The 14643-nt window shown below is 66.4% G+C and carries 11 protein-coding genes; 10 read left to right on the forward strand and 1 reads right to left on the reverse strand.

What is annotated here, in order from left to right; all coding sequences use genetic code 11:
- The 9 genes from dnaA (at nt 1) to P6U27_RS00045 (ending at nt 11724) form a co-directional block, all read left to right on the forward strand.
- On the forward strand, nt 1-1410 hold the full coding sequence (dnaA, locus tag P6U27_RS00005; RefSeq protein ID WP_122400102.1) for a chromosomal replication initiator protein DnaA: 1410 nt from the start codon (nt 1-3) through the stop codon (nt 1408-1410).
- 377 nt (nt 1411-1787) lie between these two features.
- Nucleotides 1788-2906 (forward strand): DNA polymerase III subunit beta, encoded by a 1119-nt coding sequence (gene dnaN / locus P6U27_RS00010; RefSeq protein ID WP_407193537.1) that lies wholly within the window; start codon nt 1788-1790, stop codon nt 2904-2906.
- A 75-nt stretch (nt 2907-2981) separates the two neighbouring features.
- Nucleotides 2982-3257 carry a GIY-YIG nuclease family protein gene (locus P6U27_RS00015; protein WP_407193538.1) on the forward strand — a complete coding sequence of 92 codons (276 nt, stop codon included), beginning with the start codon at nt 2982-2984 and terminating at the stop codon, nt 3255-3257.
- Between the two features lie 46 nt (nt 3258-3303).
- Nucleotides 3304-4440, forward strand: a complete 1137-nt coding sequence (gene recF / locus P6U27_RS00020; protein WP_407193539.1) for a DNA replication/repair protein RecF — start codon at nt 3304-3306, stop codon at nt 4438-4440.
- 92 nt (nt 4441-4532) lie between these two features.
- Nucleotides 4533-5276: a hypothetical protein gene (locus P6U27_RS00025; protein ID WP_407193540.1), complete on the forward strand. Its 744-nt coding sequence runs from the start codon at nt 4533-4535 to the stop codon at nt 5274-5276.
- Nucleotides 5277-5584: 308 nt separating this feature from the next.
- Entirely contained in the window at nt 5585-8020 is a 2436-nt protein-coding gene (gyrB, locus tag P6U27_RS00030; protein ID WP_122400107.1) for a DNA topoisomerase (ATP-hydrolyzing) subunit B, read from the forward strand.
- 368 nt (nt 8021-8388) lie between these two features.
- On the forward strand, nt 8389-9684 hold the full coding sequence (murA, locus tag P6U27_RS00035) for a UDP-N-acetylglucosamine 1-carboxyvinyltransferase (protein WP_122400108.1): 1296 nt from the start codon (nt 8389-8391) through the stop codon (nt 9682-9684).
- A gap of 160 nt (nt 9685-9844) precedes the next feature.
- Nucleotides 9845-11239 (forward strand): MATE family efflux transporter, encoded by a 1395-nt coding sequence (locus P6U27_RS00040; RefSeq protein ID WP_129142326.1) that lies wholly within the window; start codon nt 9845-9847, stop codon nt 11237-11239.
- Nucleotides 11236-11724: a DUF2867 domain-containing protein gene (locus tag P6U27_RS00045; RefSeq protein ID WP_407193541.1), complete on the forward strand. Its 489-nt coding sequence runs from the start codon at nt 11236-11238 to the stop codon at nt 11722-11724. Before P6U27_RS00040 ends, P6U27_RS00045 begins: the two co-directional genes overlap by 4 nt.
- 102 nt (nt 11725-11826) lie before the next feature.
- On the opposite strand, the gene P6U27_RS00050 is transcribed toward P6U27_RS00045, so the two are convergent.
- Nucleotides 11827-12942, reverse strand: a complete 1116-nt coding sequence (locus tag P6U27_RS00050) for an FUSC family protein (protein ID WP_407193542.1) — start codon at nt 12940-12942, stop codon at nt 11827-11829.
- Between the two features lie 118 nt (nt 12943-13060).
- Here P6U27_RS00050 and P6U27_RS00055 point away from each other — a divergent pair, with 118 nt between their 5' ends.
- Nucleotides 13061-14428 carry an MmgE/PrpD family protein gene (locus P6U27_RS00055; RefSeq protein WP_407193543.1) on the forward strand — a complete coding sequence of 456 codons (1368 nt, stop codon included), beginning with the start codon at nt 13061-13063 and terminating at the stop codon, nt 14426-14428.
- Nucleotides 14429-14643: the final 215 nt, after the last annotated feature.

Consider the following 14643-nt stretch of genomic DNA (forward strand, 5'->3'; position numbering starts at 1 on the left):
ATGACAATGGAACAGGATCGCTGGTCACGCGTGAAGGGTCGGCTGCGCTCGAGCGTTGGCGAGGACGTCTACACGAGCTGGTTTGCACGCATGGATCTCGAAGGCGTGCAGGACGAGAGCGTGCGGCTCTCGGTGCCGACGCGGTTCCTGAAGAGCTGGATCCAGGCCCATTATGCCGAGCGCGTGCTGTCGTGCTGGCAGGCCGAGATGCCGGAAGTGCATCGCATCGACCTCACGGTCCGCTCCGCCGTGCGCCCGGCGGCACACCCGAAGGAAGCGCCCGCGCCGGTCGAGGCGCGCCGCGCGCCGACACCGGAATTGCGCTCGACCGCGACCGCGCCGGTCTCGGCCAATCACGACGCGCTCGGCGGCTCGCCGCTGGATCCGCGCCTGACCTTCGCGAGCTTCGTCGTCGGCCGCTCCAACACGCTGGCACATGCCGCCGCGCGCCAGGTTGCCGAAGGACGCCGCGGCGATCCCGTCATGTTCAACCCGCTCTACATTCACGCCGGCGTCGGCCTCGGCAAGACGCATCTCTTGCAGGCGGTGACCTGGGCCGGCAATTCCGGCAACGAGCGCAAGGTGCTGTATCTCACGGCGGAGAAATTCATGTACGGCTTCGTCGCTGCGCTGAAGACGCAGACGGCGCTGGCCTTCAAGGAAGCGCTGCGCGGCATCGACGTGCTCGTCATCGACGATCTGCAATTCCTCCAGGGCAAGTCGACGCAGGCCGAGTTCTGTCACACGCTGAACGCGCTGATCGACGCCGGCCGCCAGGTCGTGATCGCGGCCGACCGTCCGCCGTCCGACCTCGAAAGCCTCGACGACCGCGTGCGCTCGCGGCTCGCCGGCGGGCTCGTGGTCGAGATGGGCTCGCTCGGCGAGGAGCTGCGCCACGGCATCCTGAAGTCGCGCGTCGCCGCGGCCCGCGCCCATCATGCGACGTTCGAGGTGCCCGAGGAGGTGCTGCAATATCTGGCGCGCACCATCACCCATAATGGCCGCGATCTCGAAGGCGCGATCAACCGTCTGCTCGCGCATTCCAAGCTCAACAACCGGCCGGTGACGCTGGAGATGGCGGAGCACGAGGTGCGCGACCTGGTGCGGCCGCAGGAGCCCAAGCGGATCAAGATCGAGGACATCCAGCGCGTGGTGGCGCGGCAGTACAATGTCAGCCGCTCCGACCTGTTGTCCTCGCGCCGCACCGCCAACGTGGTCCGCCCGCGGCAGGTGGCGATGTATCTCGCCAAGACGCTGACCCTGCGCTCGCTGCCCGAGATCGGCCGCCGCTTCGGCGGGCGCGACCACACCACCGTGCTGCACGCGGTACGCAAGATCGAGGCGCTGGTCTCCAAGGACACCGCGCTGCTGGAAGAGGTCGAGTCGCTCAAGCGCCAGCTTCAGGAATAAAGGCCTATTTGTTTCACCTTCAGCAGAGGTCGTCATGCCCGGGCTTGACCCGGGCATCCACGTTCTTTGGGCTCCTTAGGCAAGCCGTGGATGGCCGGGACGAGCCCGGCCATGACGCTGTGGGGACGATTGCTACCCCACCAGCGAGGGAGCGCACCTGCACCCGGCTGCCGGCGCCGGTTTGCCGTTAAATCGTGGGGAACTGCCCCCAATGCCTTGAATCCCAGCGCCATCCGCGCCACCTTGCGCGACCCTGACGGCTTTGGTCATATCGGCTCGATGACCCGGCCTTCCGGGGTCTTCGGTGCCGTGGCGCTTTTCGGCTGCCGGGCTTCTTCCAACGCAGTGTTTTCCTTGGGGATCGGGCGAGTAGTGCAATGAAGGTTACGGTCGAACGCGCGCAACTCCTGAAGTCGCTGGGCCATGTCCACCGCGTGGTCGAGCGCCGCAACACGATCCCGATCCTCGGCAACGTGCTGGTCCGCGCCGAAAACGCCAAATTGTCCCTGAAGGCGACCGACCTCGACCTCGAGGTGACGGAGACGCTGCCGGCGGAAACCGCGACCGCGGGCTCCACCACCGTGCCGGCGCACATGTTCTACGACATCGTGCGCAAGCTGCCCGACGGCTCGCAGATCGTGCTGGAGGCCGACGGCGACCGCGCGGTGCTCGCGATCCGCGCCGGCCGCTCGCGCTTCACGCTGCAGACGCTGCCGGAGAATGATTTCCCGGATCTCGCCGCCGGCGACATGTCGCACTCGTTCTCGCTCGCGGCCAAGGACGTCAAGCGGCTGATCGACCGCACCCAGTTCGCGATCTCGACAGAGGAGACGCGCTACTACCTCAACGGCATCTATCTGCACGCGGCCGGCACGGCCAAGGCCGCCACCCTGCGCGGCGTCGCCACCGACGGCCACCGCCTCGCCCAGCTCGACCTGGTGCAGCCCAGGGGCGCCGAGGGCATGCCCGGCGTGATCGTGCCGCGCAAGACCGTCGGCGAGGTGCAGCGCCTGATCGAGGACACCGAGGCCGAGATGACGATCGAGCTGTCGCAGGCCAAGATCCGCTTTACGATCGGCAACGTCGTGCTGACCTCGAAACTGATCGACGGCACCTTCCCCGACTACGGCCGCGTCATCCCGCAGAACAACGACAAGGAGCTCGTCGTCGACAAGAAGGACTTCGAGGACGCGGTCGACCGCGTCTCCACCATTTCCAGCGAGCGCGGGCGGGCGGTGAAGCTGTCGCTGTCGGCCGGCAAGCTGGTGCTGTCGGTGACCAATCCGGATTCGGGCAGCGCGACCGAGGAGCTCGAGGTCGAATACGCCGCCGACGCCCTCGATATCGGCTTCAACTCCCGCTATTTGCTCGACATCGCCGCCCAGATCGAAGGCGACGTCGCAACCCTCCGCCTCGCCGATCCGGGCTCACCAACCCTGGTGCAGGATCGTGACGACAAGAGCGCACTGTACGTGCTGATGCCGATGCGGGTGTGAGGCTATTTTCTCCTCTTGTCATGGCCGGGTCATGGCCGGGCTTGACCCGGCCAGCCATCGAACAGAACGACCTGGGTGTACATCCTCGCCAGCAAGCCCGGTGGAACACTCTACATAGGCGTCACGAACATTTTGGTCCGCCGCGTCTATGAACATCGCGAGGGTCTGGCCGATGGCTTCACCAAACGTTACGGCGTGAAGGCTTTGGTCTATTTCGAGGCGCATGACACGATCGCCGCTGCCCTTCAGCGCGAAAAGAACATGAAGCACTGGTCCCGTGAGTGGAAGATCGATCTGATTGTGAAGAGCAATCCCACCTGGCAAGACCCATATGATGAAATTGCCCGCTGACGCGGGCGAGGGATTGCCGGGTCAAGCCCGGCAATGACGAGTTGAGATGACCCCCTCCCGCATTCATCGCCTGACGTTGACGCACTTTCGCAATTATCGGGCGGCGGGGCTCGAGACGACGGCTGACGTGGTGGCGCTGGTCGGGCCGAACGGGGCGGGCAAGACCAATTGCATCGAGGCGATCTCGTTCCTGTCGCCGGGCCGCGGCCTGCGCCGCGCGACGCTGGAGGACGTCGCCGACAACCAGGGCGACGGCTCCTGGGCGGTGTCGGCGCAGGTCGAGGGCGCGCTGGGGCTCGCCACGCTCGGCACCGGGATCGATACGCCGCGCGCAGATGGGCCGGTCAGCCGGCGCTGCCGCATCGACCGCGAGCCGGTGGGGTCGGCCAGCGCCTTCGGCGACCACATCCGCATGGTGTGGCTGACGCCGGCGATGGACGGGCTGTTCATGGGGGCTGCGTCCGAGCGGCGGCGCTTCTTCGACCGCCTGGTGCTCGCCATCGACAGCGAGCATTCCAGCCGGATCAACGCACTCGAGCGCTCGCTGCGTTCGCGCAACCGCCTGCTGGAGACGCGCAATTACGACGACCATTGGTGCGACGCGATCGAGCGCGAGACCGCCGAGCTGGCCGTCGCGGTCGCGGCAACGCGCGGCCAGACCGCGGCAAGGCTCACCGGCATGCTCAACGCACGCGCGCAAGAATCCGCGTTCCCGTCGGCGCAGATCGCGCTCGACGGCTGGATGGAGAACGCGCTGCTCCAGGAGACCGCGACGTCGGTCGAGGACCGCTACCGCCAGATCCTGCGCGACAACCGCCCGCGCGATGCGATCGCCGGTCGCACCACCGACGGTCCGCATCTCACCGACCTGCAGGTCGTCTACGCGCCGAAAAGCATGCCCGCGCGCGACGCTTCGACCGGCGAGCAGAAGGCGCTTCTGATCGGCCTCGTGCTCGCGCATGCGACGCTGGTCGCCGAGATGACCGGCATCGTGCCGCTGCTGCTGCTCGACGAGGTGGTTGCGCATCTCGACCCGAACCGCCGCGCGGCGCTGTTCGAGGAGCTGAAGAAGCTCGGCGCGCAGGTGTGGCTGACCGGCGCGGATCCTGCCGCCTTCACCGAGATCGGCGCAGGGGGCGAAGTCTTTGACGTCGAGAGCGGACGAGTCTCGGCCCGAAGCTAGACCGCCGCCTTGAACCCGCCCGTTTGCGGCCGCGACTAGCTTTTTGAGCGCGCGGCGGCGATGGCGTCGCGCGCGATATCCTGGGGAGAAAGATGCGGACGGTAATGACCGGGGCGCAAGCCCCGGCACGATGGCTGGCGTTTGCGTGCGGCCTCTGCTTTCTCGCGATCTGCATGCTCGCGGCGAGCGCCGGAGCCTGGGTGTCGCAGCTGCCGCCGCTGTTCTCGGCCGGGCTCACGCCGGATTCCGCGACCAAGCTGCCCGCGCCGACCCGCTACAGCTACAGGGGAATCCACACCACCGTGGTGAGCGGCATCGAAGCGCCGCTCCGTACCAGGCTGGAAGCGACCGTCCCCTTCGATCTCGGCGACGTGCTCGCCTTCTACCGCGCCGAACTCGGCAAGCTCGGCTGGCAGGAAAAGCCTGACGGCGCGGTGATCGCCGCCGATCACGTCGAGCTTGCCTTCGCCTCACCGCTCGGACCGGCGCTGCTGGAGCTCCATCGCAAGGACAACAGCACCGCGATCGAGCTCGTGCAGAAGAATTCGGATACGGCGACAAAGGCGAACGTCATGCCCGAACCCGGCCAGGCCAAGGTGGTGTTCAGCAATATCGGCGAGACGGAGGCCGCGCTCACCATCGACGAGCGGACCATCATCCGCGCCCGCGGCGCCAATGCCGTCGCGCTGGACCTGCCGGCCGGCAAATATCCCTACGAAGTGAACGTGCCCGGGCATCCCGCCCATACGAACACCCTCGTCATCGCGGCCGGCGACACCTGGGAGCTCACGGTCGGACGCGACGGCGATGCGTGGTCGCCGCTGCATCTGTATTGAGCCCGTCTCGATCCGCGGGCAGCGAGACGCGCAGCGTGAAATCTCTCACCCCGGCGGCGCGGAACCAGCCTTCAGCCCCGCAAAATCCACGCCCCCTTCGAGGCCCCAACGGGCCCTCGAATCGCGCTTTTTGCAGTGCCGGAAACCGCCCTCCAAAAGCCTTGAAAACCGGCCCAAAAACCCTATCTACTCAAAGGGTTGCCGGGAGATACTTTGCGCTAGGCGCAAGCGGTCTTTCATGGCACAAATAACCTCGCAAATCAGCGCCTTTTGCGCCGCTGATTCGGGCGACATCTCGAAGGCCTCTCATGACAGAACCTGCTCGGCAGCATGCTGCCGAAAACGAGCCCTCCACCGCGAGCGAATATGGCGCGGAATCGATCCGCGTGCTCAAGGGTCTCGACGCCGTCCGCAAGCGTCCGGGCATGTATATCGGCGACACCGACGATGGCTCGGGCCTGCACCACATGGTCTACGAGGTCGTCGACAACGCGATCGACGAGGCGCTCGCGGGTCATGCCACGCGCGTCGACGTGATCCTCAACGCCGACAATTCCGTCACCGTGCGCGACGACGGCCGCGGCATTCCCGTCGACATCCACAAGGGCGAAGGCATCTCGGCGGCCGAGGTCATCATGACCCAGCTGCACGCCGGCGGAAAGTTCGACCAGAACTCCTACAAGGTCTCCGGCGGCCTGCACGGCGTCGGCGTCTCCGTCGTCAACGCGCTGTCGAGCAAGCTGATGCTTCGCATCTGGCGCGACAACAAGGAGCACTATATCGAGTTCGCCCATGGCGACGCCGTCGCACCGCTCAAGGTGGTCGGCGAGGCACCGGGCAAGCGCGGCACCGAGGTGACGTTCCTCGCCTCGACCGAGACCTTCAAGAACATCGAGTACGATTTCGCTACCCTCGAGCACCGCCTGCGCGAGCTCGCCTTCCTCAATTCCGGCGTGCACATCGCCCTCTCCGACATGCGCCACGCGGTCGAGAAGCGCGAGGAGATGTACTATTCCGGCGGCGTCGAGGAGTTCGTCAAATATCTCGACCGCAACAAGAAGGCGCTGGTGCCCACGCCGATCATGGTGCGTTCGGAAGCCAACGGCATCGGCGTCGAGGCCGCCTTGTGGTGGAACGACAGCTACCACGAGAACGTGCTGTGCTTCACCAACAACATCCCGCAGCGTGACGGCGGCACCCATCTTGCCGGTTTCCGCGGCGCGCTGACGCGCCAGGTCAACGGCTACGCCGAGGCCAATGCCAAGAAGGAAAAGATCGCGCTGACCGGCGACGACTGCCGCGAAGGCCTCACCGCCGTTTTGTCGGTGAAGGTGCCCGATCCGAAATTCTCGTCGCAGACCAAGGACAAGCTGGTGTCCTCGGAAGTGCGTCCCGTGGTCGAGAACGTCCTCAACGAGGCGCTCCAGGCCTGGTTCGAGGAGCACCCCTCCGAGGCCAAGATGATCGTCGGCAAGGTGATCCAGGCCGCCGCTGCCCGCGAAGCTGCGCGAAAGGCGCGCGAGCTGACGCGCAAGAGCCCGCTTTCAGTCTCCTCGCTGCCCGGCAAGCTCGCCGACTGCCAGGAGAAGGATCCAGCCAAATCCGAGCTCTTCATCGTCGAGGGCGACTCGGCAGGCGGCAGCGCGAAGCAGGGCCGCAACCGCGAATTCCAGGCGGTGCTGCCGCTGCGCGGCAAGATCCTCAACGTGGAACGGGTCCGTCCCGACAAGATGCTGTCGTCGGAGCAGATCGGCACCCTGATCACCGCGCTCGGCACCGGCATCAGCGACGAGTTTTCGGTCGAGAAGCTGCGCTATCACAAGATCATCGTGATGACGGACGCCGACGTCGACGGCGCTCACATCCGCACGCTGCTGCTCACCTTCTTCTACCGGCAGATGCGCGACATCATCGACGGCGGCTATCTCTATATCGCCCAGCCGCCGCTCTATAAGGTCTCACGCGGCAAGTCCGAGCAGTACCTGAAGGACGAGCGAGCGCTGGAAGACTATTTGATCGACGCCGGTCTCGATGACTGCGTGTACATCCCTGGCACCGGCGGCGACCGTTCCGGGCGCGATTTGCGCGCGCTGGTCGACGACGCCCGCGTCGTCCGCAGCATCCTGCGCAACCTTCACAGCCGCTATAACCGCAAGGTGGTCGAGCAGGCCGCCATCACCGGCGTGTTGAACAAGGACATCTACGGCGATCCCGAGAAGGCCGCTGCGGCCGCGCAATACATCGCGAGCCGGCTCGACAACCAGGCCGAGGAGGTCGAGCGCGGCTGGGTGGGACAATTCGTCGAGGGCCAGGGTTTCGTGTTCGAGCGCACCGTGCGCGGCGTCAAGGAAGCGGCTGTGATCGACGATGCGCTGCTCGGCTCGGCCGAGGCGCGCAAGCTCGACGAATATACGACCAGGCTCCAGGACGTTTACGCCCGCTCCGGCAAGCTGCGGCGCAAGGACAACGAGCACGTGGTCCACGGCCCGGTCGATCTGTTCGAAGCCGTGACCGACGCTGGCCGTAAAGGCATCACGCTGCAGCGCTACAAAGGCCTCGGCGAGATGAACCCCGAGCAGCTCTGGGAGACCACGCTCGACACCGAGGCACGCTCGCTCTTGCAGGTGAAGGTCAAGGAGGTCGACGAGGCCGACGACATCTTCACCAAACTGATGGGCGACGTGGTGGAGCCGCGCCGCGACTTCATCCAGGAACACTCGCTGAGCGCGACGATCGATATTTGAGGCCGGGTTGGCTTGATCGGAGCCAACCACGGATGCAGATCACCTGATCGGCGCGCTGATCCTGATCGCGATCCTCTATGTGATCGGGAATATCGTCGGGCTGTTTTGAGGGCCGCTTCCACAAGCTTCATCCTCATCCTGAGGAGCCCGCGAAAGCGGGCGTCTCGAAGGATGGCCACAGGCGACATAGGGGCCTGCATGGTTCGAGACGCGCGTTCCGCGCTCCTCACCATGAGGGATCAGCAGCTTCGCCTGGGCTCACGGATCGGCTACGAACCACCGCCCAGCACAATTGCTCCCGCGCTCAAATCTCTGTAGTTTCCGCCCGAAACAGCCCTCCCCACTCCATCAGGACAGCGAGAATCCATTTGGCGCCCATCCAATATATCGTCGAGGGCGGTCACCGGCTCTCGGGCTCGATCGAGCCGTCCGGCAACAAGAACTCGGCGCTTCCGATCATCGCCGCCGCCCTGCTCACCGAGCATCCGGTCACGCTGGAGAACGTGCCGCGGATCCGCGACACCGAAACACTGGTCGAGCTGATCCGCTCGGTCGGTGCATCGGCGGAATGGACTGCCCGCAATACGCTTCACATCCATGCCAAGAGCATCCGCGCCGCCGATCTCGATCCCGAGCTGTGCGTGCGCATCCGTGCCTCGATCCTGCTCGCGGGGCCCCTGCTCGCGCGCTGCGGCGAGGTGATGCTGCCGCCACCGGGCGGCGATGTCATCGGCCGCCGCCGTCTGGACACCCATGTGCTGGCGCTGGAGCAGCTGGGGGCCAAGGTCACCGCGACCGACCGGCTCGAGTTCCGCGCGCCAAAGCTCGCCGGCGCGGACGTGTTTTTGGACGAGCCGAGCGTCACCGCGACCGAGAACGCGCTCGTTGCAGCGGTCGCCGCCGAAGGCGTCACTTACTTGCGCAACGCCGCCTCCGAACCGCATGTGCAGGACCTCGCCAACTTCCTGGTCGCGCTCGGCGCGAAAATCGAGGGCATCGGCACCAACACCATGACCATCCATGGCGCGGCGACGCTGGGGGAAGCGAGCTACAGGATCCAGCCCGACCACATCGAGGTCGGCTCGCTGATCGGACTTGCCGCGGTGACGCGCTCGCCGCTGCGCATCACGCGCGCCGGTGTCGAGCATCTGCGCTCGATCCGCATGGGTTTCGAGCGACTCGGCATCGTCTGCCGAATCGAGGGCGATGACCTCATCGTGCCCTCCAATCAGACATTGAAGATCCAGGACGATTTCGGCGGCCATGTGCCCAAGCTGGAGGACCAGCCCTGGCCGGCCTTCCCGGCCGACCTGATGTCGATCGCGATCGTCACCGCCACGCAATGCGAGGGCGTGATCCTGATGTTCGAGAAGATGTTCGAATCGCGGATGTTCTTCGTCGACAAGCTGATCGCGATGGGCGCGCGCATCGTGCTCTGCGACCCGCACCGCGCCATCATCGCCGGCCCCAGCCGCCTGCGCGGCGCGCCGATGACCTCGCCCGACATCCGCGCCGGCATGGCGATGCTGCTCGCCGCCGTCTGCGCCGAGGGCACCTCCACCATCAACAACGCCGACCAGATCGAGCGCGGCTACGAGCGCATCGAGGAACGGCTGAATGCACTGGGCGCGAAGATCAAGCGCGTGCCGGAAAGGAAGAGCTGAAGGCTCTTTCTTCATTCTCCCCCTGTGGGAGAAGGTGGCGCGAAGCGCACAATATCGTAGATTCCATGGGCGGTGGCTCCTGTTGGGTCCCGGCTCGCGCTTCGCGCGTCCGGGACACGTGGGCCATGTTTTCGACGTGTGGCCGTGCTATTGACCGGCGATGCTCGACACCGTGCAACATCATTCGCAGCCGCAGGCCGGCGTGCCGCCAAATCATCTCGCCGAAGAGTTCGTCCAGACGCTGCGCCTCGCCGTGCCGATGATGCTGACGCAACTCGGGCAGATCGCGATGATCACGACCGATCTCGCGATGATCGGCCACCTCGGCGAGAGCGCAGTGGCCGCGGCGGCGCTGGCGCATACGGTCTATTTCGTCAGCTTCACCTTCGGGCTCGGACTGATGTCCGCGGTGTCGCCGCTGGCCGCGCAGGCGTTCGGCGCCGGCGATATCAGGCGCATCCGCCGCTCCCTCCGCGTCGGCCTCTGGGCCGCGCTCTTGATCTCGCTGCCGATGATGGCCTCGCCGCTCTATGGCGAGCAGATCCTGCTCGCACTCGGACAAGTGCCACAATCCGCCGCGCTGGCGCAGCGCTACCTGAACGGCCTCGCCTGGGGAATCGCGCCGGCGCTGGGCTTCATCGCGCTGCGCAGCATGATGAGCGCGGTGAACCGGCCGCAGGCGCCGCTCTGGATCACGGTGGCGGCGATCCCGGTCAATGCCGCGCTGGTCTACGCCCTGATCCACGGCCTGTTCGGCCTGCCGGAGCTCGGCCTGTTCGGCGCGGGGCTTGCGACCACGCTGGTCAATCTCGGCACCTTCCTCGCCGCGCTCGCCATCGCGGCATGGCGAAAACCCTTCGCCGGCTATCATCCCCTCGCCCATCTCTGGCGGATCGACTGGCCGCTGATGCGTCAGCTGGTTGCGGTCGGCGCGCCGATCTCGTTTTCCCTGCTGCTGGAATACGGCCTGTTCTCCTCGGCCGCGCTGCTGATGGGGCTGATCTCGACCACGGCGCTCGCCGCGCACCAGATCGCGCTCCAGGTCACCGCCGTGCTGTTCATGGTGCCACTCGGCATCGGCATGGCTGCGACGGTGCGGGTCGGTCATGCCTTCGGCCGCCGTGATCCGGCGGCGGTGAAGCGCGCAGGGCTCGCCGCAGCCGTGCTCGGTGTCGCGCTGGTCTTCGCGCTGACGATCGCCATCGTGATCGGGCGCTATCAGCTCGGCCGGCTGTTTTTCGGCGGCGCCAGCGAAAGCGCGGCCACCGTCGAACTGACGGGGACGCTGCTCCTGGTCGGCGCCACCTTCTTCATCGCCGACGGCCTGCAGACCATCATGGGCGGCGCGCTGCGCGGCATCAACGACACCAGGATGACACTGCTGTTCGCGGCGATCGGCTATTGGGGCGTCGCCTTTCCCACAGGCTGGATGCTCGCGTTCCACGCAGGGTTGGGCGCGATCGGCGTCTGGATCGGCTTCTCGATCGGCACATTCGTCTATGCCGGGCTCCTGGTCTTGCGCTTCCGAATGCTGACGCGCAGATTGGTGGAATGAAGGGGACGGTCCACGAAGTCACGCCTGAGGTCGATGCCAATGCATTGCTGCCCGGCGCGCAGTTCATCGACGCGTTTCGCGTCGAGATCGGCGCGGCGGCGGTCGATGCCCGCCAGGCCTGCGTCCGGATGGTGCTGCACGGGCGGCGCTGGGTCGACGGTCTGGTGCACCTGCGCAACATTCTGGTGACGCCGTTCGGGCTGAAGACCTCGGGCGAAGGCGCGCCGGCGCCGCACGGCCTGATCGGCCTTTTTCCGGTGGTGAGCGAGACGCCGGAGCGGCTCGTCGCGGGCTTCAACGATTCTCATCTCGACTTCCGCCTCGTCGTCGACGTGACGGGCGATGCCGCGAGCCGCCGGGTGACCTCGACCACGCTGGTGCGCACGCACAATCTGCTCGGCCGCACCTACCTCGCCCTCATCACGCCCTTCCACAAGCTCGTGGTCCGCGGCATGATGGGACGGATCGTGGAGCCGGCCCGTTAAAGCGCGATGAGATTTGGATGAATCGTCATCGCGCTTTAGCTTGTTGTTTACGCATGATCTTTCCGGAAAACCGCTTCGCACTTTTCCGGATCATGCTCTAGCTTACTCCGCCACCCGCGCGGACTTGTTGCTCGACGCCTCCGACCATTCGCCGACGACGCGATCGAGATCGCACAGATTCTGGTGCATCTGCTCCAGGGAGAAGCCGAGGGCGAAGAAGCGCTCGGCGGTGTCGCCGGGCTGGCCGCGGATCAGGCCGTCCTGGCGGACAGAGGCGACCGCTTCGGCGTAATGCTGGAGCGCGAGGTGGACAGGATGGATCGGCGGCGCGCCGGCGCCTTCGCGCAAGGCGGCAGCGGCCGAGCGCAGGAAGCGCGCGATCACGGTCGAGACTTCCATGAGCGGGCCCGATAGGCGCGTCTGCACCTCGATCGGCAGTGGCACGACAGTCGCTCGGCCAATCATCACGACGTCATGGCGCAGCCGCAGGATCGTTCGCAGCAACGGGCCGGTGTCCGGGCCGCTCGACAGGCGCGCGGCGCGCTCGCGCTCGGCTTCTGAGCCGATCGCATTGAGGCTGACCATGGCCGTGCCGATGCCGTCCTGGATCCTATGCAGCGCGTCATTGTCGCGTCCACGGGTGAGACCCGCCAGCGGCTCGGTGAAGGCATCCGCGATCAATTCGAGCAGCGTCGCCGCGCTGGCGCGGATCTGCCGCACCGCGCGCGAGGGCAGCACCAGGAAGGAGACCAGCAGACCCGTGATGGCACCGACCGCGACCTCGCTGACCCGATCGATCGCCGAGGTCATGGGATCGGAGTGATGCATGGTCGGCACCAGGAGCACGATCACCGCGGTGACCGTGGCCGCGCTGAGGCTCGGATTGATCGCAGCGATGAAGGCGAGCGGAGCGACCGACAGCACGAGGAGGCCGAGAAGGCCGGCTTCGCTGGAATAGGGGATCAGGATCGCAATGGCACCGCCATAGACGGCGCCGCCGATGGTGCCGAGCATGTAGTCGCGCGTTGCCTTCAGCGAGCGGCCAACGCTCATCTGGGTCACGATCAGCGAGGTCAGCACCGCCCAGAGCGGCAGCAACAGATGCAGGGCGGTCGCGATCGCATAGGCCGCTGTCGCGGCCACCGTGACCCGGATCGCCAATCCCAGCTGGGTCCGCCGCGACCGGATGCGAGCGAACAGCGCTTTTGCGAATGCCATCGGCGGAAGTCTCGATCCTCTTGAAGCCAAGCAAAAGCATGGCTGATGCCCGCGGCCGCAAGGCCGCTTGAAAGGCCAAATCAGCCGGCTTAACTTGCGCGCCAAACGAGGAAACACGATGGCCCACGAAACTGCAACGCTCGCCGCGTACGTCTTCAACCTGAAATACCAGGATATTCCGGCGGAGGTGCTGGAGCGCGCCAAGGTGCTGACGCTGGACTTCCTCGGCAGCGCGATACGGGCTCGGCGCCAGGCCGAATCGACCCCGTCGATGCTGAAGATGCTGGAGGCGCTGGCGCTCGACACCAAAGGCGAGTCCACCGTGTTCGGCGACACCAAGACCTGGACGCCGGCGGTCGCGGCCCTGCTCAACGGCGCGCTCGGCCATTCCCTCGATTTCGACGACACCCACGCCGATTCCTCGCTGCATCCGAGCGCGCCCGTGGTGCCGGCCGCCTTCGCCGTCGGCGAGATGGTCGGGGCGTCGGGACGCGACGTGCTGACGGCGATCGTCGTGGGCTATGAGGTCTGCTGCCGGCTCGGCAACGCGCTCGACCCGACCTCGCATTACGCGCGCGGCTTCCACCCGACCGCGACCGCCGGCACTTATGGCGCCGCTGCCGCGGCAGGAAAGCTGTTCGGCCTCAGCGAGAAGCAGCTGATCGCCGCGTTCGGCGTTTCCGGCAGCCAGGCCGCGGGCTCGCTGCAATTTTTGGTCAACGGCGCCTGGAACAAGCGCTACCAGGTCGGCGCGGCCGCGATGAACGGCGTGATCGCAGCGACCCTGGCACGCAACGATTTCGTCGGCGCGACCGAGTCAGTTGAGGGCAAGCACGGCCTGCTCGCCGGCTACACCGACGACGCCCATCCGCAAAAGGCGGTGGCCGATCTCGGCAAGACCTATGAAACGATGAAGATCGGCGTAAAGCCCTATCCGAGCTGCCGCTACACCCATGCCGCGATCGACGCGCTGATCGCCATGCGGCGCGAGCACAATCTGACGCCCGATCAGGTCAAGCGTGTCGAGATCGGCCTGCATCGCAACGGCATCACGCTGACCGGCGATGCCGCGACCAAGCGGCATCCGCGCTCGATCGTCGGCGGCCAGTTCTCGATGTTCTTCACCGGCGCGCTCGCGCTGGACCAGGGCTCGTTCGGCTGGGACGACTACAACCGCCTCGGCGATGCCGCCATCGACGCGCTCGCCGACAAGTTCGACGTGGTGCAGGACGACCGGCTCGAGATCGGCCGCACCCATCCGTTCGGCGCGCGCGTGAGCATCACCACCGACGATGGCGTGCACGAGCGGCTCTATGCGGATCCGTCCGGCGAGCCGACGTCCTTCCCGGATACGCAGGCGATGCAGCAGAAGTTTTTGACGCTGGCTCGCCCGGTGCTGAACGCGCGCGCAGAGAAGTTTGCCGATGCGATTCTGGCGCTGGAGCGGTTCGACCGCGTGGCGCAGGCGACGGAATTGGGGAGGTAGAAGCTAAGCCGCAGCCGCATCTTACCCTCCCCTGGAGGGGTCCGGGACGAGCGTAGCTCGCCCGTGGGTCGGCACGCGATCGAGCGACGCGAGATTGCGTGACGGGGTGGGGTGATCTCTCCACTCGGGCACTGTTCGTCGCGGAGAGACCGTCACCCCACCCCGCTCGCGGTGCGCGCGATCGACCCTCCCCCTCCAGGGTCCCTCCAGGGGAG

It is taken from the genome of Bradyrhizobium sp. STM 3566, assembly GCF_045571445.1.
Lineage (GTDB): Bacteria > Pseudomonadota > Alphaproteobacteria > Rhizobiales > Xanthobacteraceae > Bradyrhizobium > Bradyrhizobium vignae.

Bases quoted from the DNA above. Each gene is read 5' to 3' on its own strand.
- dnaA (WP_122400102.1), top strand. From the start codon at position 1: ATGACAATGGAACAGGATCGCTGGTCACGCGTGAAGGGTCGGCTGCGC.
- gyrB (WP_122400107.1), top strand. From the start codon at position 5,585: ATGACAGAACCTGCTCGGCAGCATGCTGCCGAAAACGAGCCCTCCACC.
- dnaN (WP_407193537.1), top strand. From the start codon at position 1,788: ATGAAGGTTACGGTCGAACGCGCGCAACTCCTGAAGTCGCTGGGCCAT.
- P6U27_RS00045 (WP_407193541.1), top strand. From the start codon at position 11,236: ATGAAGGGGACGGTCCACGAAGTCACGCCTGAGGTCGATGCCAATGCA.
- P6U27_RS00040 (WP_129142326.1), top strand. From the start codon at position 9,845: ATGCTCGACACCGTGCAACATCATTCGCAGCCGCAGGCCGGCGTGCCG.
- recF (WP_407193539.1), top strand. From the start codon at position 3,304: ATGACCCCCTCCCGCATTCATCGCCTGACGTTGACGCACTTTCGCAAT.
- P6U27_RS00050 (WP_407193542.1), bottom strand. From the start codon at position 12,942: ATGGCATTCGCAAAAGCGCTGTTCGCTCGCATCCGGTCGCGGCGGACC.
- P6U27_RS00025 (WP_407193540.1), top strand. From the start codon at position 4,533: ATGCGGACGGTAATGACCGGGGCGCAAGCCCCGGCACGATGGCTGGCG.
- P6U27_RS00055 (WP_407193543.1), top strand. From the start codon at position 13,061: ATGGCCCACGAAACTGCAACGCTCGCCGCGTACGTCTTCAACCTGAAA.